General features: G+C 69.2%; 24 protein-coding genes and 1 tRNA gene. 8 read left to right on the top strand and 17 right to left on the bottom strand.

From position 1 onward, the window contains the following. Positions 1 to 20: 20 nt before the first annotated feature. On the bottom strand, positions 21 to 335 hold the full coding sequence (locus G6N49_RS05740) for a hypothetical protein (RefSeq protein WP_011856093.1): 315 nt from the start codon (positions 333 to 335) through the stop codon (positions 21 to 23). A gap of 138 nt (positions 336 to 473) precedes the next feature. Further along, a tRNA-Asn gene (locus tag G6N49_RS05735) sits at positions 474 to 546 on the bottom strand. Positions 547 to 695: 149 nt separating this feature from the next. Between G6N49_RS05735 and G6N49_RS05730 the strand changes: the two genes are divergently transcribed. Beyond that, positions 696 to 941 (top strand): hypothetical protein, encoded by a 246-nt coding sequence (locus G6N49_RS05730; protein WP_011560823.1) that lies wholly within the window; start codon positions 696 to 698, stop codon positions 939 to 941. A gap of 13 nt (positions 942 to 954) precedes the next feature. Here G6N49_RS05730 and G6N49_RS05725 read toward each other — a convergent pair whose 3' ends face one another. From G6N49_RS05725 to G6N49_RS05715, 3 genes are all read right to left on the bottom strand, one after another. Then, the gene (locus G6N49_RS05725) at positions 955 to 1,248 is read right to left on the bottom strand and encodes a DUF7155 family protein (RefSeq protein WP_011560824.1); all 294 of its coding nucleotides are present in this window, start codon (positions 1,246 to 1,248) and stop codon (positions 955 to 957) included. 68 nt (positions 1,249 to 1,316) lie between these two features. Beyond that, positions 1,317 to 3,239: a DNA primase gene (gene dnaG, locus G6N49_RS05720; RefSeq protein ID WP_011856094.1), complete on the bottom strand. Its 1,923-nt coding sequence runs from the start codon at positions 3,237 to 3,239 to the stop codon at positions 1,317 to 1,319. Positions 3,240 to 3,243: 4 nt separating this feature from the next. After that, positions 3,244 to 4,515: a deoxyguanosinetriphosphate triphosphohydrolase gene (locus tag G6N49_RS05715; RefSeq protein WP_011856095.1), complete on the bottom strand. Its 1,272-nt coding sequence runs from the start codon at positions 4,513 to 4,515 to the stop codon at positions 3,244 to 3,246. Positions 4,516 to 4,587: 72 nt separating this feature from the next. On the opposite strand from G6N49_RS05715, the gene G6N49_RS05710 reads away from it, so the two are divergent. Beyond that, positions 4,588 to 6,579 carry a TPM domain-containing protein gene (locus G6N49_RS05710; protein ID WP_011856096.1) on the top strand — a complete coding sequence of 664 codons (1,992 nt, stop codon included), beginning with the start codon at positions 4,588 to 4,590 and terminating at the stop codon, positions 6,577 to 6,579. Between the two features lie 85 nt (positions 6,580 to 6,664). On the opposite strand, the gene G6N49_RS05705 is transcribed toward G6N49_RS05710, so the two are convergent. After that, complete coding sequence (locus G6N49_RS05705) at positions 6,665 to 8,071, bottom strand: glycine--tRNA ligase (RefSeq protein ID WP_011856097.1); 1,407 nt, start codon at positions 8,069 to 8,071, stop codon at positions 6,665 to 6,667. Positions 8,072 to 8,164: 93 nt separating this feature from the next. On the opposite strand from G6N49_RS05705, the gene G6N49_RS05700 reads away from it, so the two are divergent. Both G6N49_RS05700 and G6N49_RS05695 read left to right on the top strand, forming a co-directional pair. Next, positions 8,165 to 8,527, top strand: coding sequence for an ArsR/SmtB family transcription factor (locus G6N49_RS05700; RefSeq protein ID WP_011560829.1), 363 nt, complete (start codon positions 8,165 to 8,167; stop codon positions 8,525 to 8,527). Further along, positions 8,524 to 8,919 (top strand): Fur family transcriptional regulator, encoded by a 396-nt coding sequence (locus tag G6N49_RS05695; protein ID WP_011560830.1) that lies wholly within the window; start codon positions 8,524 to 8,526, stop codon positions 8,917 to 8,919. The genes G6N49_RS05700 and G6N49_RS05695 overlap by 4 nt, the downstream gene beginning before the upstream one ends. Here G6N49_RS05695 and G6N49_RS05690 read toward each other — a convergent pair. Genes G6N49_RS05690 through recO form a run of 3 tightly spaced genes read right to left on the bottom strand, consistent with a single transcriptional unit; the run spans position 8,908 to position 11,037 of the window. Next, positions 8,908 to 9,336 (bottom strand): hypothetical protein, encoded by a 429-nt coding sequence (locus tag G6N49_RS05690; protein ID WP_011560831.1) that lies wholly within the window; start codon positions 9,334 to 9,336, stop codon positions 8,908 to 8,910. The two genes, G6N49_RS05695 and G6N49_RS05690, sit on opposite strands and share 12 nt — an antisense overlap. Then, positions 9,336 to 10,232: a decaprenyl diphosphate synthase gene (locus tag G6N49_RS05685; protein WP_011560832.1), complete on the bottom strand. Its 897-nt coding sequence runs from the start codon at positions 10,230 to 10,232 to the stop codon at positions 9,336 to 9,338. Before G6N49_RS05685 ends, G6N49_RS05690 begins: the two co-directional genes overlap by 1 nt. Further along, complete coding sequence (gene recO, locus G6N49_RS05680; protein WP_011560833.1) at positions 10,207 to 11,037, bottom strand: DNA repair protein RecO; 831 nt, start codon at positions 11,035 to 11,037, stop codon at positions 10,207 to 10,209. The genes G6N49_RS05685 and recO overlap by 26 nt, the downstream gene beginning before the upstream one ends. A gap of 63 nt (positions 11,038 to 11,100) precedes the next feature. Here recO and G6N49_RS05675 point away from each other — a divergent pair, with 63 nt between their 5' ends. Continuing rightward, entirely contained in the window at positions 11,101 to 12,615 is a 1,515-nt protein-coding gene (locus tag G6N49_RS05675) for an amidase (protein ID WP_011560834.1), read from the top strand. On the opposite strand, the gene era is transcribed toward G6N49_RS05675, so the two are convergent. The 5 genes from era to G6N49_RS05650 form a co-directional block, all read right to left on the bottom strand. Further along, positions 12,612 to 13,511 (bottom strand): GTPase Era, encoded by a 900-nt coding sequence (gene era, locus G6N49_RS05670; protein ID WP_011856099.1) that lies wholly within the window; start codon positions 13,509 to 13,511, stop codon positions 12,612 to 12,614. The two genes, G6N49_RS05675 and era, sit on opposite strands and share 4 nt — an antisense overlap. A 67-nt stretch (positions 13,512 to 13,578) precedes the next feature. Then, positions 13,579 to 13,899, bottom strand: coding sequence for a cytidine deaminase-like protein (locus G6N49_RS05665; RefSeq protein WP_011560836.1), 321 nt, complete (start codon positions 13,897 to 13,899; stop codon positions 13,579 to 13,581). Next, a complete protein-coding gene (locus G6N49_RS05660) occupies positions 13,892 to 15,202 on the bottom strand; it encodes a hemolysin family protein (protein ID WP_011560837.1) in 1,311 nt (436 codons plus the stop codon). The genes G6N49_RS05665 and G6N49_RS05660 overlap by 8 nt, the downstream gene beginning before the upstream one ends. Continuing rightward, a complete protein-coding gene (ybeY, locus tag G6N49_RS05655) occupies positions 15,199 to 15,732 on the bottom strand; it encodes an rRNA maturation RNase YbeY (RefSeq protein ID WP_011560838.1) in 534 nt (177 codons plus the stop codon). Before ybeY ends, G6N49_RS05660 begins: the two co-directional genes overlap by 4 nt. A 4-nt stretch (positions 15,733 to 15,736) precedes the next feature. Continuing rightward, on the bottom strand, positions 15,737 to 16,810 hold the full coding sequence (locus G6N49_RS05650; protein WP_011768298.1) for a PhoH family protein: 1,074 nt from the start codon (positions 16,808 to 16,810) through the stop codon (positions 15,737 to 15,739). A gap of 112 nt (positions 16,811 to 16,922) precedes the next feature. On the opposite strand from G6N49_RS05650, the gene G6N49_RS05645 reads away from it, so the two are divergent. Further along, positions 16,923 to 17,519 carry a DUF998 domain-containing protein gene (locus G6N49_RS05645; RefSeq protein ID WP_225891946.1) on the top strand — a complete coding sequence of 199 codons (597 nt, stop codon included), beginning with the start codon at positions 16,923 to 16,925 and terminating at the stop codon, positions 17,517 to 17,519. Here the strand turns inward: G6N49_RS05645 and G6N49_RS05640 are convergent. From G6N49_RS05640 to hrcA, 3 genes are read right to left on the bottom strand one after another with little or no spacing between them, the layout of a single operon-like run. Next, positions 17,490 to 18,236 carry a 16S rRNA (uracil(1498)-N(3))-methyltransferase gene (locus tag G6N49_RS05640; RefSeq protein ID WP_011856100.1) on the bottom strand — a complete coding sequence of 249 codons (747 nt, stop codon included), beginning with the start codon at positions 18,234 to 18,236 and terminating at the stop codon, positions 17,490 to 17,492. The genes G6N49_RS05645 and G6N49_RS05640 overlap by 30 nt on opposite strands. Before the next feature lie 13 nt (positions 18,237 to 18,249). After that, positions 18,250 to 19,404 carry a molecular chaperone DnaJ gene (gene dnaJ, locus G6N49_RS05635; RefSeq protein ID WP_011856101.1) on the bottom strand — a complete coding sequence of 385 codons (1,155 nt, stop codon included), beginning with the start codon at positions 19,402 to 19,404 and terminating at the stop codon, positions 18,250 to 18,252. A 54-nt stretch (positions 19,405 to 19,458) separates the two neighbouring features. Next, positions 19,459 to 20,502 (bottom strand): heat-inducible transcriptional repressor HrcA, encoded by a 1,044-nt coding sequence (gene hrcA / locus G6N49_RS05630; RefSeq protein WP_011560843.1) that lies wholly within the window; start codon positions 20,500 to 20,502, stop codon positions 19,459 to 19,461. Positions 20,503 to 20,660: 158 nt separating this feature from the next. Between hrcA and G6N49_RS05625 the strand changes: the two genes are divergently transcribed. Together G6N49_RS05625 and G6N49_RS05620 are read left to right on the top strand one after the other, a co-directional pair. Beyond that, a complete protein-coding gene (locus tag G6N49_RS05625) occupies positions 20,661 to 20,975 on the top strand; it encodes a type II toxin-antitoxin system VapB family antitoxin (RefSeq protein ID WP_011560844.1) in 315 nt (104 codons plus the stop codon). 200 nt (positions 20,976 to 21,175) lie between these two features. Beyond that, entirely contained in the window at positions 21,176 to 22,606 is a 1,431-nt protein-coding gene (locus tag G6N49_RS05620) for a hypothetical protein (protein WP_011856102.1), read from the top strand. The last annotated feature ends 14 nt before the right edge of the window (positions 22,607 to 22,620 follow it).

The following is a 22,620-nucleotide window of genomic DNA, read 5'->3' as shown; positions in this document are numbered from 1 at the left end:
GCTGACGTGGCTGCCTCGGCTCAGGATTTCTCGGAGTCGGATTTCGCGGATTTCTCGGAGTCGTCGCTGTCGTCCGACTCGTCGTCATCGGAAGACTTCTCGTCCTCATCGGAAGACTTCTCATCGTCGGAGGACTTGTCACTGTCGGAGGACTTGTCGCGGTCGGAGGACTCCAGCTTGTCTGCGTGCTTGGTCAGGAGGGCAGCCAGCGCACGGGCCTCCTCGACCTCCAACACGTCTTCGGACACGCGCTCGTCGCCGTCATCGAATCGCTCGAGGGTGATCGCGTTGTCTCGCGTACCGACATCCCACCGACTGCCTTTTTCACGACCCATGACGTTGCTGCCTTCCCGAACGGAGTGACCTGGTCACGTTCGAGTACCCACTCGGAAACGCCGGAACCGGCCGGAAAAGGCTGCGCTATCTTTCATCGACGGTTTGCGGCGACGGAACGGCGCGAATCACGATCTGAGCTCCCCCGGCTGGACTCGAACCAGCAACCCTTCGGTTAACAGCCGAATGCTCTGCCAATTGAGCTACAGGGGACTGCGGTGTCCGCGTGAACCTTCCGCGCGAACCGAGGAGTGACTCTAGCCTATGCACCGGCACCCTCGCCAACGCGCTCCCCGGCACGGCGCGAACCGCCCGTCATGAGGCAGGATGGACACCACGCACCGTCTAGTGGAAGGGCCTTCGTGATCGGGTACGTCGCCGTCATGGCCGTCGGTTATGTGTTGGGTACCAAGGCAGGCCGGCGCCGCTACGAACAGATCGCGGGCACCTACCGCGCGGTGACCAGCAGTCCCGCCGCCAGAGCGGTGATCGATACGTCACGGCGCAAGATCGCCGAACGGGTGTCGCCCGACCCACAGTTGATGACGCTGACGCCGATCGACGAGCAGACGACGGTGCTGCGCCCGGAGGCGCCCACCGAGAAGTGAGGCGCGAGGCGGCCTAGTTGCCGATGCCCTGGCTGATGGTGGTACCGGGCAGCAGCGGACCCGTGGTGAGGCCGACGCCGGCGCCGCCGAAGGCCACCCCAGGCGTAGCGACGCCGACCGGTGTGCCGTTCGAGTAGGACAGGCACTTGCCGTCGTCCTTGTTGCCGAACCATGCCAGGCACGCCGGACCCGCCTGCGTGACCTGCTCGGGTGTGGTGGAGAGCGCAGCAGCCAGCGGAGCGGCCACCGCCGCCGCAGCGAACGCGCCGATCGCGACCGAGCGCCGGATCCGAATCATGGTTGCCACAGGTGTTGCCTTCCCTCGCCGTTCCCCCAACGGGTTATAGCGCGCTCACCATATCGTGTTACGCGGTATCACGCAGTCAAGTCATCCCCGCTGGCCTGTTCGAGCAGGCTGCGGCGGTAGGCCTCCATAGCCACCAGGTCGCCGAACAGCGCGTGGTACTCGTCGCCCTGCTCCACCGGCGACATGCGCTGCAGTTTCGACTTCACCTCGGCGATCTGCCGGCCCACCCAGACCTCCTGGAGCCGGGCCAGGACTCCGCCGATGTAGCGGGGCAGCTTGTCGTCGTCCTCGACCCGGATGGCCTCGACGCTCAACTCGTTGACCAGGTTGGCCGCCTGCGGGCTCGCGGTCTGCTCACGCACCACCTCGATCCACTGCGCACCCGAGAGCCCGGCGGCGGCACCGCCCGCCGCCTCGATCGCGGTGCGCACCGCGCGGTATCCGGGGTGGGTGAAGCTGTCGACGGTCAGCGCGTCGAACACCGGACCGGCCAGCGCGGGATACTGCAGCGCCGATTTGAGCGCCTCGCGCTGCGGCCACAGCGTCGGATCGGCCGGATCGGGCCGCGCGGCCACATCCGGCGCGCGCCGCGGTTGGGCGGGCGCCGCATCCGCTCCATTGCGCCGGCGGCCGCGGTCCGGCATACCGCGCTTGGCCGCCTCTTCGCGCACCCGGTTGAGCACCTGCGCCTCGTCGGCCCATCCGGTCCAGCCGGCCAGCCGGCGCGCGTACTCGTCGCGCAGCGCATAGTCACGGATCCGGGACACCAGAGGTACGCAGCGGCGCAGCGCCTCCACCTGCGCGGCGGGATCGTTGTCGAGGACGTCGCCGGCGGGGATCAGGCTGCGGATGGCGAACTCGAACATCGGGATCCGCCGCGCCACCAGATCGCGCAGCGCGTTGTCACCCGACTTCAGGCGCAGATCGCAGGGATCCATCCCGTCGGCGGCGACCGCGACGAACGACTTGCCGGCCACCTGCTGGTCACCGTCGAACGCCTTGAGCGCGGCCGCCTGCCCGGCGGCGTCCCCGTCGAACACGAAGATCAGCTCGCCGCGGTACCAGTTGTCGTCCATCATCAACCGGCGCAGCAGCGCGAGGTGGCCTTCGCCGAAGGCCGTTCCGCACGAGGCGACGGCGGTGGTCTCGTTGGCCAGGTGCATGGCCATCACGTCGGTGTACCCCTCGACGACGACGGCCCGGTGGGATTTGGCGATATCGCGTTTGGCCAGGTCCAGGCCGAAGAGCACCGCCGACTTCTTGTACAGGACGGTCTCGGGGGTGTTGACGTACTTGGCTTCCATCTGATCGTCGTCGAAGATCCGCCGCGCGCCGAACCCGATCACCTCTCCCCCGGCCGCCCGGATCGGCCAGAGCAACCGGCGGTGGAAGCGGTCCATCGGACCGCGTTTGCCCTCCCGGGACAGTCCGGCCGCCTCGAGCTCCTTGAACTCGAATCCCTTGCGCAGCAAGTGTTTGGTGAGCTTGTCCCAGCCAGAGGGGGCGAAACCGCACCCGAAGCGGGCGGCCGCCTGGGCGTCGAAGTTGCGCTCGATGAGGTACTGCCGGGCCGGGGCGGCCTCGTCGGATGTCAGCGCCTCGGCGTAGAACTCCTGCGCGGCGGCGTTGGCCGCCAGCAGCCGGCTGCGGCTGCCCCGGTCGCGCTGCACGTTGGTGTTCGAGGCGCCGGTGTAGGTGACGGTGTAGCCGATGCGGTCGGCGAGCAGTTCCACCGATTCGACGAAGCTGACGTGCTCGATCTTCTGGACGAACGCGTAGACGTCACCGCCCTCACCGCAGCCGAAGCAGTGGAAGTGGCCGTGGTTGGGCCGCACGTGGAACGACGGCGACTTCTCGTCGTGGAACGGGCACAGGCCCTTGAGCGAATCGGCGCCGGCGCGGCGCAACTGCACGTAGTCGCCGACGACATCCTCGATGCGCACACGTTCACGGATGGCCGCGATGTCGCGATCTGGTATCCGCCCGGCCACCGGGTCAGTCTAGAGGTCGGGGCGATCGGGCTTCGTGCACTCGTTCCAACCGCCCCTCGGTGTAGGACGCGATCTGATCGATCACCACGCGCAGCCGGGCGCCGTCGTCCTCGGCGGCGACGAACTCGGGCGCGAACAGCGGATCCAGGCTGCTCGGCGCCTGCCCCCACAGGATCAGGGCCACCTCGTGGATGCGGGTGCGCTGGTCGGCCTGGATCCCCAGGTGCCCGTGGTCGCTCATGATGAACTGCAGCGCCAGCATTTTCAGCACCGCCACCTCGGCGCGCACCAGGGTCGGCACCGCCAGCTCGGTATCAAAACGGTGTAGCGCACCTCCCCCCGCGACCGACCTGGTCTCGGTGATCGCCGCGTTGGCGAAGCGGCCGACCAGTTCGCTGGTCATCCGTTTGAGCGCGACCGATGCGCCCAGGGTTCCGTCGTACTTACCCACCTGCGACACCACCGGCATCTGCGAGAGGCGTTCGGCCGCGGCCAGCAGGTCGTCGGGCGCCAGGGTCGGGAATGCCTCGGCGCCCAGGCGCGCCAGCGAGGCGGCCGCATCGTCGTCGGCCAGCACCCGCAGGTCGATGCGGCCGGAGACGACGCCGTCCTCGACGTCGTGCACCGAGTAGGCGACGTCGTCGGCCCAGTCCATCACCTGGGCCTCCAGGCACGGCCGCTCGGCCGGGGCGCCGTCGCGCACCCACCGGGCCGCGGCCATGTCGTCGCCGTAGAAGCCGAACTTCGTGCGGTCACCGCGCTGCCACGGGTATTTCGTCACCGCATCCAGCGCCGCCCTGGTCAGGTTGAGCCCGGCGCTGCGACCGGTCGCGTCGAGCACCTTGGGTTCCAGCCGCGTGAGGATGCGGAAGTTCTGCGCATTGCCCTCGAAACCCCCGAAGGCCTTGGCGATCTCGTTGAGTGCGCGTTCGCCGTTGTGGCCGTAGGGCGGGTGGCCGATGTCGTGGGCGAGGCCGGCGAGGTCGACGAGGTCGGGGTCGCAGCCCAGGCCGACGGCCATCCCGCGGCCGATCTGGGCGACCTCGAGCGAATGCGTCAGCCGGGTCCGCGGGGTGTCCCCCTCGCGTGGGCCGACCACCTGCGTCTTGTCGGCGAGGCGGCGCAGCGCCGCACAGTGCAGCACCCGGGCGCGGTCGCGTGCGAAGTCGGTGCGGTGCTCGGTGCCGGTCCCCGGCAGGACAGCACTCTTCGCCGGTTCGTCCACCCGGCGTTGGCGATCGAACTCGTCGTAGCTGTCCTGCAGTCGTGGGTTCACCGAGGCACAGTCTGCCAGGACGGTCCGCCGGTCTTCCGAAGCTCCGGTGTGCGCGGCACTACATTGGCGATCATGCGCATGACGCGACTGCTCGCCCTGCTCGCCACGTTCCTGACGGCGGGCGTCCTACTGGCGCCGGTGACTGCCGCAGCGCCGCCGTTCCGGCTGCCGGGCTATGTCACCGACCAGGCCGGCGCGTTGTCCGCCGCGCAGCGCGGCGAGGTCCAACAGGCGGTCGACCGGCTCTACAACGAGCGCAAGATCCGGCTGTGGGTGGTCTTCGTCGAGGACTTCTCCGGTCAGGGTGCGGTCAACTGGGCGCGCAGCACCATGCGGATCAGCGATCTGGGTGGCTACGACGCGCTGCTGGCGGTGGCGACGGTCGACCGGGCGTACGCACTGCAGGTGCCCTCGACGGTGCCGGATCTCACCGCCGGCAAGGTCGACGAGGTGCGGCGCAACCAGGTCGAACCGGCGCTGCGCGACGGTGACTGGGCCGGCGGTGCGATCGCCGCCGCCGACGGGCTCAACGACGCCGCCGCACCCCGTCAGATCGCCTGGGGTGGGCTGCTGTTCGCGCTGGGCGTGATCGTCCTGGCCGTGTTCGTCCTGTGGGTGTGGGCCCAGCGGCGACGCCGCAAGCGCCGCGCCGCCGAGATCGAACGGGCCCGCCAGGTCGATCCGAGCGATCCGAATGCGCTGGCGTCGGTGTCGCTCGACGCGCTCGAGGAGTTGTCCAAATCGATTGTGGTCGAGGTCGACAACGCCGTGCGCACCAGCAGCAACGAACTCGCCCTCGCCGTCGAGGAGTTCGGCGCCAAGCGCACCGAACCGTTCACCCGCGCCGTCGACACCGCGAAACAGGCGTTGGCGCAGGCGTTCACCGTGCGTCAGCAGCTCGATGACGCGATCCCCGAGACCCCCGCTCAGCGCCGTGACCTCTTGACCCGTGTGGTCGTCTCCGCCGCGAAGGCCGACCGCGAACTCGACGCGCAGACCGAGGCCTTCGAGCAGCTGCGGGAACTGGTGATCAATGCCCCGTCGCGGCTGGACGGCCTGACCCAGAGCGTCGTCGACATCACCGCCCGCATCGAACCGTCCCGGCAGAAGCTGGCCACCCTGCACACCGAATTCGACGCCGCGGCATTGACATCGGTGGCGGGCAACGTCGATGCCGCGACCGAACTGCTGATGTTCGCCGACCACAACATCACCCGCGGGCGGGAGTTGGCCGCCCGGCCGGTGGCCGGTCAGCAGACCGAACTCGTCGATGCGGTGCGCGCCGCGGAATCGGCGTTGAGCCAGGCGAGTTCGCTGCTCGACGCGGTGGACAGCGCCGCCAGCGACATCCGGCGGGCGGCGGCGCACCTGCCCGCGGTCATCGAGGACATCCAGTCCGGTATCCGTCAGGCCGGTGAGTTGTTGGCCGGCGGCGACGTGCCGCAGGGCGCCCAACTCGCGTCCGCGCGTGATGCCGCCTCAGCGGCCGTCGCGACCGCCCAGCAGTCGGGTTCCACCGATCCGCTCGGCGCCTTCACGCAACTGACCAAGGCCGACGCCGACCTCGACCGCCTGCTGGCCACGGTCGAAGAGGAACGTGAGGCCGCCGATCGGCTGAACCGGGCGCTGGAGGAGGCGCTGTTCGTGGCCCGGTCCCGGGTGCGATCGGTGTCGGATTTCATCGACACCCGCCGCGGCAGCATCGGACCGGAGGCCAGGACCCGGCTCGCCGAGGCGGTCCGCCAGATCAGCGCGGCGGACGCCAAACGCTCCACCAACCCGTCCGAGGCGATCGCGCATGCGAACGGCGCGGCCATGCTCGCCGCTCAGGCGCAGCAACTCGCCAACAACGATGTGCAGTACGCACAACAGGCGTACATGGGCCGGTACGGCGGCCGCGGTGGCGGCGGCAACATGGGCGCGATGATCGGCGGGATCCTGATCGGCAACATCCTCAGCGGCGGTATGCGCGGCGGCTTCGGCGGCGGCGGTTTCGGCCCGGGATCCTTCGGCGGGTCCGGTGGCGGTGGCGGCGGGATGTTCGGCGGCGGCGGCCGCTTCTAGGGTCGACCTCCCACCGCGAGCAGACACAAATGTCCCTGAATTACCGCGTGTCGCGGGACATTTGCGTCTGCTCGCGAAGGGCGGCTCAGCAGCCCTTGAGCCGCACCGCCAGGTAGTCGGACACCTCGGATAGTGCGACGCGGTCCTGGGTCATCGTGTCGCGTTCGCGGATCGTCACGGCGTGGTCGGTGAGCGAGTCGAAGTCGACGGTGATGCAGTACGGGGTGCCGATCTCGTCCTGGCGGCGGTAGCGCCGGCCGATCGCCCCCGCATCGTCGAACTCGACGTTCCAGTTCTTGCGCAACTCCGCGGCGAGGTCGCGCGCCTTGGGCGACAGGTCGGCGTGGCGGGACAGCGGCAGTACCGCGGCCTTGACCGGCGCCAGCCGCGGGTCGAGCCGCAAGACCGTGCGCTTGTCGACACCGCCCTTGGCGTTGGGCGCCTCGTCCTCGGTGTAGGAGTCGACCAGGAAGGCCATCAGCGATCGGGTCAGACCCGCCGCCGGCTCGATCACGTATGGCGTGTAGCGGGTCTCGGTGGCCTGGTCGTAGAACGACAGGTCGGCGCCGGAGTGCTTCGCGTGCGTCGACAGGTCGAAATCGGTGCGGTTGGCGACGCCCTCGAGCTCACCCCACGGGTTGCCGGCGAAGCCGAACTTGTACTCGATGTCGACGGTGCGGTCCGAGTAGTGCGACAGCTTGTCCTTCGGGTGCTCGAAGAGGCGCAGGTTGTCACGGTCGATGCCGAGGTCGACGTACCACTGCAGCCGGGTGTCGATCCAGTACTGGTGCCACTCCTTGGCGGTCGACGGCTCGACGAAGAACTCCATCTCCATCTGCTCGAACTCGCGGGTGCGGAAGATGAAGTTGCCCGGGGTGATCTCGTTGCGGAAGCTCTTGCCGATCTGGCCGATGCCGAACGGCGGCTTCTTACGCGCGGTGGTGACCACGTTGGCGAAGTTGACGAAGATGCCCTGCGCGGTCTCGGGCCGCAGGTAGTGCAGACCCTCCTCGGTCTCGATCGGGCCGAGGTAGGTCTTGAGCATCATGTTGAAGTCACGCGGTTCGGTCCACTGACCCTTGGTGCCGCAGTCCGGGCACGCGATCTCGTCCATCGGCACCGAGTCCGGGCCGGCCAGTCCGTCCTTGGCCCCCCTCTTCTCGAAGTAGGCCTCCTGCAGGTGGTCCTGGCGATGGCGCTTGTGGCAGTTCAGGCATTCCACGAGCGGGTCGTTGAACACCTCGACGTGGCCGGAGGCCACCCACACCTGCCGGGGCAGGATGATCGCGCTGTCCAGGCCGACGACGTCGTCACGGCCGGTGACCACCGACCTCCACCACTGCCGCTTGATGTTCTCCTTGAGCTCCACCCCGAGCGGCCCGTAGTCCCACGCCGACTTCGTGCCGCCGTAGATCTCGCCGGATTGGTAGACCAGTCCACGGCGTTTCGCCAGGTTCGCAACGGTGTCGATGATCGAAGAAGATGGAGCCACGGTGCAACAGCGTAGTGGGCGCTGGCGGCCCCTCCCGCCACGGCGTCGGCCACCGTTGACATGCGAATCGATGCATGTATGGTGTCAGCCATAATGAAAATCGTTTCCAGCACGGTGGCGTCGGACGCCGCCCACCAGCACGGGGCGTCGCCGCTGCCGGAGCTCCCGCCGCGCGAGGTACTCGACACCGCCGGCGAGCTGCTGCGCGCCCTGGCCGCGCCGGTCCGGATTGCGATCGTGCTGCACCTGCAGCATTCGGCGCGCTGTGTGCACGAGCTCGTCGACGCGCTGGGCGTTCCGCAGCCGCTGGTCAGCCAGCACCTGCGCATCCTCAAACAGGCGGGCGTGGTGGCCAGCGAGCGGTCCGGCCGCGAGGTGCTCTACCGGCTCGTCGACGCGCATCTGGTGCACATCGTCACCGACGCCGTCGCCCACGCCGGTGAGGACGTCCGGTGAGCCCGGCCCCGGTCCGCGCGACGCGGCAGCGGGCGGCGATCGCCGACCTGCTCGACGGACTCGACGAGTTCCGCTCGGCCCAGGAGCTGCACGACGCGCTCAAGCGCCGCGGTGAGGGCATCGGGTTGACGACGGTCTACCGCACCCTGCAGTCGATGGCGGAGTCCGGTCTGGTCGACGTGCTCCGCACCGACACCGGCGAGTCGGTCTACCGCCGCTGCTCGGCCGACCACCACCATCACCTGGTGTGCCGCGCGTGCGGCGCGGCCGTCGAGATCCAGGGCGGTCAGGTCGAGACGTGGGCCGCCGACATCGCCCGCGAGCACGGATTCTCCGACGTCAGCCACACCATCGAGATCTTCGGTCTGTGCGGGGACTGCTCAGCCCGTTAGCGCCCGGCGGATGTCGGCGCCGGCGCTGAGCACCAGCAGGATCAGCGTGCGCAACGCGTCGTCGGTGAGGCCGGCGGCCGGAAAGTTGTAGCGCAGCAACACATCCGCGGCCTTCTTCGAATTGCGCCTGGCGCCTGCCGCGATCTCCCGGTCGCCGCTCTTGGCCGCCAGCGACACCGTGCCCAGTAGCGTGCCGTGCGCGTGCTCGGCGACCGCGGTGCGCAGTTTGGCGTCCAGCGGCAGATCCCACGCCAGGATCTGGGTGAGCGAGACCAGCTCGAGGCCTTCGGCGATGGTGACCACCCGCAGCGAGGCGATCGTGCCGTCGTGACGCACCGTGAGCGCACCGTCGGATTCGCGGGTCACCGCGTCGACGAACCCGTCGAGCACGGCGGCCAACCGCGGCTGCAGGTCCATCAGGCCCTACCGAAGCGCCGGTTGCGGCTGACATACTCCTCGCACGCCGCCCACAGGTCGCGGCGGTCGTAGTCCGGCCACAGTTTGTCCTGGAAGACGTACTCGGCGTACGCGGACTGCCACAGCAGGAAGTTGCTGGCCCGCTGCTCCCCCGACGTGCGGATGAACAGGTCGACATCGGGGATGTCGGGCCGGTGCAGATGTCTGGCGAACGCCGCCTCGGTGATCCGGCTCGGGTTCACCTTGCCGTCGACGGCCTCCTGCGCGAGCTGGCGCGCCGCCTCGACGATCTCGGTGCGCCCGCCGTAGTTCACGCAGTAGTTGATGGTGATGACGTCGTTGTCGACCGTCATCTCCTCGGCGATGTCGAATTCCTTGCTCACGCTGCGCCACATCCGCGGCCGCGACCCGACCCAGCGCATCCGCACGCCCATGTCGTTGAGGTTCTCCCGGCGGCGGCGGACGACCTCGCGGTTGAACCCCATCAGGAAACGCACCTCTTCGGTGCTGCGCTTCCAGTTCTCGGTGGAGAACGCGTACACCGTCAGGTGTTTGATGCCGATCTCGATGGCCCCGCACGTGATGTCGATCAGCACCGCCTCGCCCATCTTGTGGCCCTCGGTGCGGCCGAGCCCGCGTTGGGTGGCCCACCGGCCGTTGCCGTCCATGACCACCGCGACGTGCTGGGGCACCTGGTCGGCGGGGATCTTGGGCGCGGCGGCCTTGCTGGTGTGCTGCGGCGGGCGGGCGAATCTGCCGTTGGTGTTGGGCGGCAGCTCGGGGAACACCACCGGCCACGTCGACTTGTCGGGGAAGGTCGGATAGTCGTCGGCAGGTGGGTCGAGCTGCGGGAACTGCGACTTCTTGCGCTCAGCTCCCCGCCGCGAGCTGGTCACCCGGTTCGTCACCACGGTGCACATCCTGCCGCAACAGCGAAATCCGGTGATCAGCGACCGCATGATCGACCCGGTAGACGCGCTCCACCAGCGGCAATGTGCGCAGCTGTCGCTCCAGGTGCCACTGCAGATGGGCGGCCACCAGCCCACTGGCCTGGCTGCGGTGCGACGGTGTCGACGCCTCGGCGGCCGGCCAGTCGCCGTCGTGCAGCGCGGACATCAGGTCCAGCACGGCCTGCGGCGGGGTCACCGACCCCGACGGCCGGCAGTGCACGCACACGCTGCCACCCGCCGCGACGTGGAACGCCCGGTGCGGGCCGGGGGTGGCGCAGCGGGCGCATTCGGTCAGCGCCGGCGCCCAGCCCGCGATTCCCATGGCGCGCAACAGGTACGCATCCAACACCAGTTCACGAGGGCGGCTGCCGTCGGCGACCGCGCGCAGCGCACCCACGGTCAGCCGGTGCAGCGCGGGCATCGGGGCGCGCTCCTCACCGGCGAGGCGTTCGGCCGTCTCGAGCACCGCGCACGCCGACGTGTAGCGGCCGTAGTCGCTGACGATGTCGGAGGCGAACGCGTCGATCGCCTGCACCTGGGTGACGATGTCGAGGTTGCGGCCGGGGTGCAGCTGGACGTCGATGTGGGCGAACGGTTCCAGCCGCGCGCCGAACTTGCTGCGGGTACGGCGCACCCCCTTGGCGACCGCACGGACCAGCCCGTGGTCGCGGGTCAGCAGGGTGACGATCCGGTCGGCTTCACCCAGCTTGTGTTGGCGCAGCACGACCGCGCGGTCCCGGTACAGCCGCATCAGACCAGTGTTCCATCACGGTCCGACAATGCTCGGTTGGCAGCGCCGATATGGTTGGAACCGATGGCCGATTCGTCTGCTCCCCGCCCCGCTCGAACCGCCTTCCCGACCCTGACCGACCAGCTCTATCAGCTCGCCAGTGGCGCGGTGACGGCGGACGATCTGGTGCGCCGGTCCCTGCACGCGATCTCGGCGAGCCAGCCGACTCTCAACGCGTTTCGGGTGGTGCTGGCCGAACAGGCCCTCGCCGAGGCCGCCGAGGCCGACCGCCGGCGCGCCGCCGGGGATCAGCGTCCGCTGCTCGGCATCCCGATCGCGGTGAAAGACGACGTCGACATCGCCGGGGTGCCGACGCGCTTCGGGACCGCAGGCACGGTGCGGCCCGCCGACGCCGACGCCGAGGTGGTCCGGCGCCTGCGCGCCGCCGGTGCGGTGATCGTCGGCAAGACCAACACCTGCGAACTCGGCCAGTGGCCGTTCACCAGCGGACCGGCCTTCGGCCACACCCGCAACCCGTGGTCGCGCGAGCACACCCCCGGCGGATCGTCGGGCGGCAGCGCCGCGGCGGTCGCGGCCGGCCTGGTCACCGCGGCGATCGGCTCCGACGGCGCAGGCAGTGTGCGCATCCCGGCGGCCTGGTGCCATCTCGTCGGCATCAAGCCGCAGCGCGGCCGCATCTCGACCTCGCCGCTGGCCGAGGCGTTCAACGGCATCACGGTCAACGGGGTGCTCGCCCGCACCGTCACCGATGCGGCGCTGGTGCTCGATGCGGCGTCGGGCAACGCGGCGGGCGACCGGCACCGGCCCGCACCGGTCCGGGTGTCGGAGTACGTCGCCCGCGCGCCGGGACCGCTGCGGATCGGTTTGTCGACGAAGTTCCCGTTCACCGGCTTCCACGCCACCCTGCACCCCGACATCCGCGCGGCGCTGCACACCGTCTCGGGCCATCTGGAGGAACTGGGCCACACCGTGCGGCCCGCGGACCCCGATTACACGGTCGGCATGTCGTGGAACTTCCTGTCCCGCTCCACCTCTGGGCTGTTGGACTGGGCCGAGCGGCTCGGCTACGGCGTCGACTTCGACAAGCGCACGAAGGCGAATCTGCGGATGGGCCGGCTGCTGTCCGAACACGTCCTGCGCAAGGCGCGCGCCAAGGAGGCCGCCGCGCAGCGCCGAATCGGCTGGGTGTTCAACATCTGCGACGTGGTGCTGGCCCCGACCACCGCGCAGCCACCGCCCCGCGTGCACGACTTCGACGAGCTCGGCGGACTGGCCACCGACCGCACGATGATCAAGGCGTGTCCGGTCACCTGGCCGTGGAACCTGCTCGGCTGGCCGTCGATCAACGTCCCGGCCGGGTTCACCGCCGACGGACTGCCGATCGGCGTGCAGCTCATGGGTCCCGCCGAGAGCGAACCGCTGCTCATCTCGCTGGCCGCCGAACTCGAGGCGGTCAGCGGATGGGTCGCCCGTCAGCCCAAGGTGTGGTGGGATACGCCGCAGATGTCGCAGGCCGCGAAGGCCCCGACGGACGACGGACCGTCCGGCGACCCGCTGGAACTGCGCGAGACGGCTTAAAAGCCCAGTCGGCCAAGCTGTTTGGGGTCGCGCTGCCAGTTCTTGGCGATCTTCACGCGCAGGTCGAGGTAGACCTTCGTGCCGAGCAGCTTCTCGATCTGTAGTCGTGCGGCCGTGCCCACCTCGCGCAACCGCGCGCCACCCTTGCCGATCACGATGCCCTTCTGGCTGTCGCGTTCGACATAGAGGATGGCGTGCACGTCGATGAGGTCGTCCCGGTCCTCGCGCGGGCTCACCTCGTCGATGACCACCGCCAGCGAGTGCGGCAGCTCGTCGCGCACACCTTCGAGCGCGGCCTCGCGGATCAACTCGGCCATCAGCGTCTCTTCGGGTTCGTCGGTCAGTTCGCCGTCGGGGTAGAACGCCGGGCCGGGCGGCAGCTTGCCGGCCAGTACGTCGGTCAGCACGTCGAGCTGTTCACCGGTGGTCGCCGAGACGGGCACGATCTCGGCGTCGGGCCCGATCAGTTCACTGACCGCCATCAACTGCGCGGCGACCCGGTCCTTGGGCACCTTGTCGATCTTGGTGACGATCACGACCAGCGTGGTCCGCGGCGCGACGGCGCGGATCTGCTCGTGGATCCACCGGTCCCCCGGCCCGATCGCCTCGTCGGCGGGGATGCACAGGCCGATCACGTCGACCTCGGAGTAGGTGGTCTTGACCAGGTCGTTGAGCCGCTGCCCCAGCAGCGTGCGCGGCCGGTGCAGACCCGGCGTGTCGACGAGGATGATCTGGAACTCGTCGCGGTGCACGATGCCGCGGATGGTGTGGCGGGTGGTCTGCGGCCGGTTGGACGTGATCGCCACCTTGGTGCCGACGAGCGCGTTGGTCAGGGTCGACTTGCCGGTGTTGGGCCTGCCGACGAAACACACGAAGCCCGAACGGAACTCGCTCATCTATCGCCGAGCCTGCGGTGAGATCGTGATTCCGCTGCGATACGTGATCTGTGAGCAGTCTCGGCGGTCATGAGAGCACCTTCCCGGACCGGTCGGTGACGATCACCGCGGCGTCGGCGGACAGCTCACGCACCGCGGCCACCCCCGCATCGTCGGCCGAGCCGCCGACCAGCACCGCCGCCTCGAACCCGGCGGCCCCGCTCGACACCGCCGCGGCGACCGCCGCCTGCAGGGCGGTCAGCGGGAGCGCGTTGAGCGCCACGGGGGCGCCGGCGTAGGTGCGGCCGTCGAGGTCGCGCACGGCGGCGCCGCCGGCCGCCTCGGCCCGCGCCATGGCGCCGCGCGCCAGCACGACGAGTTTGTCGTCCTCGGGGTCCAGCTCAGTCACCGCGCTCCTCGGGTTCGGTCTCGTCGTCGTGCTCTGGCTCGGTGGGACTGACCAGGACGGTGCCGATGCGCACCCGGCCGCGATGGTCGGGGCCGCCTTCGGCCTTGAGCCGCAAGCCGTCCCAGGTGATCTCGGCGCCGGGCAGCGGTACGCGCCCGAGTTCGAAGGCGACCAGACCGCCGACGGTGTCGACGTCGAGATCCTCGCCGAACTCGATGTCGTAGAGCTCGCCGAGGTCCTCGATGGGCAGCCGCGCGGACACCCGGTACTCCCGGTTGCCGAGTTCTTCGACCGGCGCCACCTCGTCGGTGTCGTACTCGTCGGCGATCTCGCCCACAATCTCCTCGAGGACGTCCTCGATGGTGACCAGCCCGGCGATGGCGCCGTACTCGTCGACCAGCAGCGCCATGTGGTAGCGGTCGCGCTGCATCTCACGTAGCAGTTCGTCGAGCGGTTTGGAGTCCGGCACGAACACCGGATCGCGCATGACCTGTGCGACGGTGGTGTCGCGGCCGCCGTTGACCGAGTAATACGTCTGCTGGACGAGGTCTTTCAGATACACCACGCCGACCACGTCGTCGACGTTCTCCCCGATGACGGGGATGCGGGAGTGTCCGCTGCGGACCGCGAGTGAGGTGGCCTGGCCGGCTGTCTTGTCACTTTCGATCCACACCATCTCGGTGCGCGGCACCATCACCTCGCGAGCCGCGGTGTCGCCGAGTTCGAACACCGACTGGATCATCCGGCGCTCGTCGTCGGCCACCACGCCGCGCTGCTGGGCCAGGTCGACGACCTCACGCAGTTCGATCTCCGAGGCGAACGGCCCGTTGCGGAATCCGCGGCCGGGGGTCAGCGCGTTGCCGATCAACACCAGCAGGCGGCTGATCGGGGTGAGCAGCACCGAGATGGCCTGCAGCGGAAGCGCGGTGTACAGCGCGATGGGATAGGCGTTCTGGCGCCCGACGGTGCGCGGCCCGACGCCGACGGCGACGAAGCTGGCGACCACCATGATGGCCGCGGCCGCGGTCAGTCCCCAGCTCACGCCGAGGTGGCCGTCCAGGTAGGCGGCGAGCAGCACGGTCGCGGTTACCTCGCAGGCGATCCGCAGCAGCACGATGAGGTTGATGTAGCGGGGCCGTTCGTGCATCACCCGCTGCAACCGCACGGCTCCCGGCCGTTCCTCGCGTACGAGTTCCTCGACCCGGGCCATGGACACCGTGCTCAGCGCGGCGTCGATCGCCGCGAACAGCCCACCGAACGCGACGAGCGCGATCACTCCGATGAGTTGGGGAAGTCCGCTCATTCGTCGAAGTACCGGGACTTGTCGAGCAGCCGCCGGTCTCGCTCGGTCTGACGGTCGAGGTGATACGCCTCGACCTGATGGGCCACCCACTCCTCGAGCAGTTCACGCTGCAACGCGAACATCTCTTTCTCCTCGTCGGGTTCGGCGTGGTCGTAGCCCAGCAGGTGCAGGACGCCGTGCACCGTCAGCAGCGCCAGTTCGTGGCCCAGCGAATGGCCCGCCGTCTCCGCCTGTTTCGCGGCGAATTCGGGGCACAGCACGATGTCGCCGAGCATGGCGGGACCCGGTTCGGGCGCATCGGGGCGGCCGCCGGGTTCGAGCTCGTCCATCGGGAAGCTCATCACGTCGGTCGGGCCGGGCAGATCCATCCAGCGCATGTGCAGATCGGCCATCGACGACGTGTCGAGCAGGACCATCGACAGTTCGGCGGCCGGGTTGACGTTCATCTTCTCGATGACGAACCGGGCGACGCTGATCAACTCCTCCTCGGAGACGTCGATGCCCGATTCGTTGGACACCTCGATGCTCATCGCGCTACCGCCGCGACCGGCCGTTGGACGCGCGCCGCTGGGCCCGGTTCAGCTGTGCGGGCTCCTCGAATCTGGCGTACGCGTCGACGATTTCGCCGACCAGGCGGTGACGGACGACGTCGGCGCTGGTGAGTTCGGCGAAGTGGATGTCGTCGATGTTGTCGAGGATGCGCATCGCCGCGCGCAGACCCGACTCCGCACCGCCGGGCAGATCCATCTGGGTGATGTCACCGGTGACGACGATCTTCGAGTTGAAGCCGAGGCGGGTGAGGAACATCTTCATCTGCTCGGCGGTGGTGTTCTGCGCCTCGTCGAGGATGATGAACGCGTCCGAGATCGTCCTGCCCCGCATGTACGCCAGCGGCGCCACCTCGATGACACCGGCGCTCATCAGCTTCGGGATCAGCTCCGGATCCATCATGTCGTGCAACGCGTCGTAGAGGGGCCGCAGATACGGGTCGATCTTCTCGCTGAGCGTGCCGGGCAGGAAGCCGAGGCGCTCACCGGCTTCGACGGCGGGACGAGTCAGGATGATGCGGCTGACCTGCTTGGTCTGCAGGGCACTGACGGCCTTGGCCATCGCGAGGTAGGTCTTACCGGTGCCGGCCGGACCGATGCCGAACACGATGGTGTGCGCGTCGATGGCGTCGACATAGTGCTTCTGGTTCAGCGTCTTGGGCCGGATGGTCTTGCCGCGCCGCGACAGGATGTCCAGCGTGAGCACCTCGGCGGGTGACTCGTCGCCGGTGCCGGTGAGCATCGCCACGCTGTGCCGGATTGCCTCCGGGGTCAGATGCTGGCCACTGGAGACGATGGCGACCAGTTCGGAGACCACCCGTTCCGCGAGCGCGACATCGGCGGGTTCACCGGTGAGGGTGAGTGCGTTGCCGCGGACATGGACGTCTGCCGACAGCAGTCCTTCGAGGGCTCGCAGGTTCTCGTCGGCGGAGCCGAGCAGGCCCATGACGAGATCGGGCGGAACATCAATGCTGCTGCGTACCGGGGTGCCGGTCGACGGTCCCGTCCTGGGGGCCGGAGATGACCCGGACGAGTCAGCGTTCGTTTCGCGGGGCGTCACGTGCTGCTTTCTGCCTGCTTTCTGTCTTGTCCGGGCGGGCCGGCCGTATCGTCGCTGGTCTGAGTCTACCGCCGGGTGCGACACCGCCCCAATGCTTAACCTGGGAGCGCCGATGATCCCCCGCCCCCGCGCCGCAGCGACCGCCTGGATTCTCGGTGCGACGGCCTATCTGACGGCTGAGGCGGTCACCGCCGCGGCGTACCGGCCGTCCTACAGCTACGTCCGTGACTACATCAGCGAACTCGGTGCGCCCGGTCAGCCCTGGGCCGCGCTGATGAATATCGCGTTCGTCGTGCAGGGCGTGTTGTTCCTGTCGGGTGCGGTGCTGGTGAGCGGATCGCGCCACCGGATGCTGACGGCGTTCGCGGTGGCCAACGCGGTCGGCAACATCCTGGTCGGGACCGTGCCCGCGGGCGGGGGCGTGCTGCACATCGTCGGCGCGGCGCTCGCGATCGGCGGCGGCAATGCGGCCGCACTCGCCGGTGCGTCACTGCGGCCCGGTCGCACCTTCCGGTTGTTCTCGAGGGTGATCGGCGGGTTCGGCCTGGCCAGCCTCGGAGCGCTGGGTGTGCAGACGTGGACCGGGATCGTCATGCTGCCCGATCCGGTGTGGGAGCGCGCGAGCGTCTACCCGATCCTGACGTGGCAGGTGTGCGCCGCCGCTTCGTTGGTGGGGGCACTACCGCCAGCGCGGCGTCAGCACCCCTAGTGCGCCGAGCCCGACCGCCGCCGCGGTCGAGGTGCGCAACACCGTCGGACCGAGGCGGACCGCCACCGCCCCCGCCGCCGTCAGGGCATCGAGCTCCTCGTCGGCGATCCCGCCCTCGGGTCCCACGATCAGGGTCACCGCCCGGGCCTGCGTCAGATCCACGCCCGTCAGCGGGCCGGTGGCGGATTCGTGCAGGACCAACACCGTCGCGCCGTCGGCCACCTCGGCGGTCACCCGGCACACCAGCTCGGCCGTCGTCACCACACCGTCGACCGGCGGGATGTGGGCGCGCCGCGACTGCCGCGCCGCGGAGCGGACCACCGCACGCCAGCGCCGCAGACCCTTGTCCACCTTGGCGGCTCCGTCCCAGCGCGCCACGCAGCGGGCGGCCTGCCACGCGAGAACCGCGTCGGCGCCGGCCTCGGTGGCCGACTCCACCGCCAGCTCCGCGCGGTCGGATTTGGGGATCGCCTGGACGACGGTCACTGCCGGCGCGGGTGGTGTGACGGTGCGGCGTTCCAGCACGCGTGCGGTCAGCCGGCCCTTGCCGACGTCCTCGACCACGCAGTGCGCCACGGTGCCGTCGCCATCACCCAGGTCGAGGTGTTCACCGGCACGGGTGCGCCGCACGTTGGTGGCGTGAAAACCGGCGTCGCCGTCGACGACGGCGAGCTCACCGAGGCCGGGCAGCGCGTCGACATAGAAGAGGTCGCGCACGCGACGAGCCTTCCTAGCGGCCGGTGAACGTCTCGCGCAGCCGGCTGAACAGTCCGCCGGCGTTCGACGCGGCCGGTGAACTGCTGGTGCGGACCTCGGCGACGTCCCGGCTGCGATGCTCCTTGAGCTGGCGCAGCAGCTCGATGTCGGTGTGGTCCAGCTTGGCCGGCACCACCACGTCGATGTGGGCGTGCAGGTCGCCCCGGACACCCGACCGCAGGTGCGGCATACCGTGGCCGCGCAGCGTCGACACCGCGCCCGGCTGGGTACCGGCGGCGATGATGAGTTCGAGCGGACCGCCGAGGATGTCGTCGACGCTGACGGTGGTGCCCAGCGCGGCGTCGACCATCGGCACCGACACCGTGCAGTGCAGGTCGTCGCCGTCGCGGACGTACACGTCGTGCGGCTTCTCGTGCACCTCGACGTACAGGTCCCCCGCCGGTCCCCCGCCGGGTCCGACCTCACCCTGGGCGGCCAGCCGCACGCGCATGCCGTCACCGACCCCGGCCGGGATCTTGACGCTGATCTCACGCCGGGCGCGGACGCGGCCGTCGCCGCCGCAGCGGTGGCACGGATCGGGGATCACTTCGCCGACGCCGCCGCACACCGGGCACGGCCGCGTCGTCATGACCTGGCCCAGCAGCGAGCGCTGCACGGTCTGGATCTCACCGCGGCCGCCGCAGGTGTCGCACGTCGCGGGGGTGGAGGTGCCGTGGGTGCCCTTACCGTGGCACAGGTCGCACAGCACGGCGGTGTCGACGGTGACCTGCTTGGTCACACCGGTCGCGCATTCGGCCAGGTCCAACCGCATCCGCAGCAGGGAGTCCGAGCCCGGCCGGACCCGTCCGATGGGTCCGCGGGAGCCGCCGCCACCGCCGAAGAACGCCTCGAACACATCGCCCAGCCCACCGAAACCGGCGCCGAATCCATTCCCGCCCGAGGCGCCCGCACTCTCGAGCGGGTCACCACCGAGGTCGACGATCCGCCGCTTCTCGGGATCGGACAGCACCTCATAGGCGGCGCTGATCTCCTTGAACCGCGCCTGCGCCTCCTCGTCGGGGTTGACGTCGGGGTGCAGCTCGCGGGCGAGCTTGCGATAGGCGCGCTTGATCTCCTGATCGCTGGCGCCCTTGCTCACTCCGAGCAGGCCGTAATAATCGCGTGCCACGCTTGACCTTTCAGTGCCGGTGTACCGGCTGTTGAGACTCTCCCTGCGCCGCGGTCATCGCGTGCCCAGGACCTCACCTATGTACAAAGCAACCGCAGCGACATTAGCGATAGTTCCCGGATAGTCCATCCGTGTGGGACCCACCACACCCATGCCGCCGTAGACCTTGCCCGAACTGCCGTACGCGGTGGTGACCACCGACGTGCCCGCCATCTGCTCGGCCTCGGTCTCGTGACCGATCCGCACGGTGACCTTGCCCGCCTCCTGCTGCGCGGCGAGCAACCGCAGCACCACCACCTGCTCCTCGAGCGCTTCGAGAACCGACCGCAGCGAGCCGCCGAAATCGGCGGTGTTGCGGGTGAGGTTCGCGGTGCCGCCGAGCAGCAGCCGCTCCTCGGTGTGCTCGACCAGGGTCTCGACCAGCACGGTCGCCGAGCGGCCCACAGCGTCGGCCAACCGGTGCGACATCCCGGGACTGCCGCTCAGATGGGTGGCGAGGTCCGAGACCGCCACCGACGCGGCGGAGAGCCGCTTACCCTCCAGTGCCTGGCCCAGCAGATCGCGCAGGGTCGCGAGTTCGTGCTCGTCGATTGCATCGCCGAGTTCGACGATGCGCTGATCGACGCGGCCGGTGTCGGTGATGACGACCAGCAGCAGGCGTGCCGGCGTGAGCGCCACCACCTCCAGGTGGCGGACCGACGAGGTGGACAGGGTCGGGTACTGCACGATCGCGACCTGACGGGTCAACTGCGCCAGCAGGCGCACCGCCCGGCGCAGCACGTCGTCGAGGTCGACGCCGGTCTCGAGGAACTTGAGGATCGCCCGACGTTCGGCCGACGACAGCGGTTTGACGTCGTCGAGGCGGTCGACGAACTCGCGGTAGCCCTTCTCCGTGGGGACGCGCCCGGAACTGGTGTGCGGCTGGGTGATGTACCCCTCGGCCTCCAGGACGGCCATGTCGTTGCGGACGGTCGCACTGGACACCCCGAGGTTGTGTCGCTCCACCAGGGTCTTGGAGCCGATCGGCTCCTTGGTGGCGACGAAGTCGGCGACGATGGCGCGCAGCACCTCGAAGCGGCGGTCGTCGGCACTACCCATCGTGTCCACCCACCTCTCGAGTCCCAGCGCTGTTCGGGGTCCAGTTTACGGTGCTCAGCAGCCGTGTTACGCATCGTGCGCGGTAGGCGTACTACCCACCAACCGAGTTCGGCTAACCTTCGTCGTAACCGGGGGGCAGAGCAACCGAAGGCGCGCTGATGATCTTCAAGGGTGTCCGCGACGGGAAGCCTTATCCCGAGCACGGTCTCAGCTATCGCGAGTGGTCGCGTATCCCGCCCCGCCAGATCCGGCTCGACGAGATCGTGACGACCACGACCGTGCTGGCGCTGGACCGGTTGCTCTCCGAGGATTCGACCTTCTACGGCGACCTGTTCCCCCACGCGGTCCGCTGGCAGGGCGTCATCTATCTCGAGGACGGTCTGCACCGTGCGGTGCGTTCCGCGCTGCGGAACCGCACGGTGCTGCACGCCCGGTTGTACGACATGGACGTGCCCTACTCCCAGCAGATCTAGTCGCCGCGCCCCGGCGCACCCCCAGTGGGCCGGTCCTCAGTTTCCTCTCAGCGCCCCGCCAGTCCTCTCACCAGTGCTTACGTTGGGTAAAGACACCCTAAGTTAAGTTAGGCGAACCTATTGCTACTTAGGTAATGCTCAGCTAACGTTTGGCCTCGCCACAAGTGGCGATCAAACGCAAAATTCCATGAGGAGAACCCGTGCAAGCAGCACTACGCGACGAATTCGGCTGGGACACAACCGAGTCCGCACATTCGATGCCGCGTCGCAACAAGTTCCTGGCCGCCGGTGCGGCTGTGGTCGGCGCAGGCGCCATGGCCGTTACCCCGGTGACGGTGACGCCGACGCTCCCCGACATCCAGGTGCGAGCGGTCGAGCTGTCGGCGGTGGTCGACCCCTTCACCCAGTTCGGTAACAGCATCGAAGCGACGCTGGCCAACCTCGAGTTGCTGGGTACGAACCTGTCGACGGTGACGCTGCCCGCGCTGGGCCAGATCCTGCAGAGCAGCCCGGAGCTGGCCACGGAGCTCCTGGAGACGTTCGCATCGACGGCGGCCGACCCCATCGGCACCCTGACCGCTCTGAAGGGGGTCGTCGATCAGTACGGCCCGATCATCGAATCCGGTAGCGCGGCCTCCAACACCGCTCTGCAGACGGCGTTGGAGAACCTGCCCACGATCCTGCAGAACACGGTCAACTACCTGCAGAACGGTGAATTCGTCGAGGCCTTCAGCGAGGTCAACATCTGGTTCCTGGTGCAGTTCCTGGAGCGGCCGTTCGTCCCGCTGATCCCGACGCTCGGGATCCCGGGTGACATCGCCGACGCCCTGGGCGCGGAAAAGGCCGGCGATGTGCTCGACGCCCTGTTCACCCGCGGCGGGATCAACGGCATCACCAAGGCCGTGCTCGCACCGGCGCTCACGGCGGTTCTGCAGAGTGCGGTCATCCTCGACGAGGTCAGGGCGGCCTACGAGGACGGCGACACCGCGACCGCACTCACCGGGCTGGCCTCGCTGCCGGTGTACGTGACCAACGCGTTCTTCAACGGCTTCGTGCCGCCGTTCCCGACCCGCTCGACCTTCCCCGGGGTGTTCAGTGACGGTGGCCCGGTCGACTACTTCGCCGTCGACCTGCCCCGGATCATCGGGAACGCGCTCAAGCCCGCGACCCCGGCACTCGCCAAGGTGGCGTCGACCGAGGTCGCTCCGGCCGGCGAGACGGTGACCCTGGACATCGGCGCCGACGCCAAGACTCCCGCCGCCGGCGCGGAGGGCACCGACAAAGCGGTGGCGATCGAGGCCGGCACACCGGCAGTCGAGCCCGAGACCGAGGTCGTCGCCCCGGTGACCGAGGACACCGCCGTCTCCCCGGTCACCGAGGAGACCCCCGCGAAGACGACGACCGCCCGCCCGAACGCCCTCAAGGAGTTCGGCGACGGAGTTGCCAAGGCGGTCAACGACACCCGCATCACCCTGAAGAAGACCTTCGGCGGTGCCGGCAAGACCGAGAAGAAGGAGTCGACCGACGAGAAGGAGTCGACCGCGTCGACCCCTGCGAAGGACGACAAGGATTCGGCGCCGGCGAAGTCGGAGTCGAACAGCGGCACGGACTCCAAGCCCGCTGCCGAGTAGGAGCGAACGAAACA

This window comes from Mycolicibacterium monacense, assembly GCF_010731575.1.
Lineage (GTDB): Bacteria > Actinomycetota > Actinomycetes > Mycobacteriales > Mycobacteriaceae > Mycobacterium > Mycobacterium monacense.
Note: the sequence above shows the minus strand (reverse complement) of the source record. Positions and strands in the feature narration are given on the sequence as shown.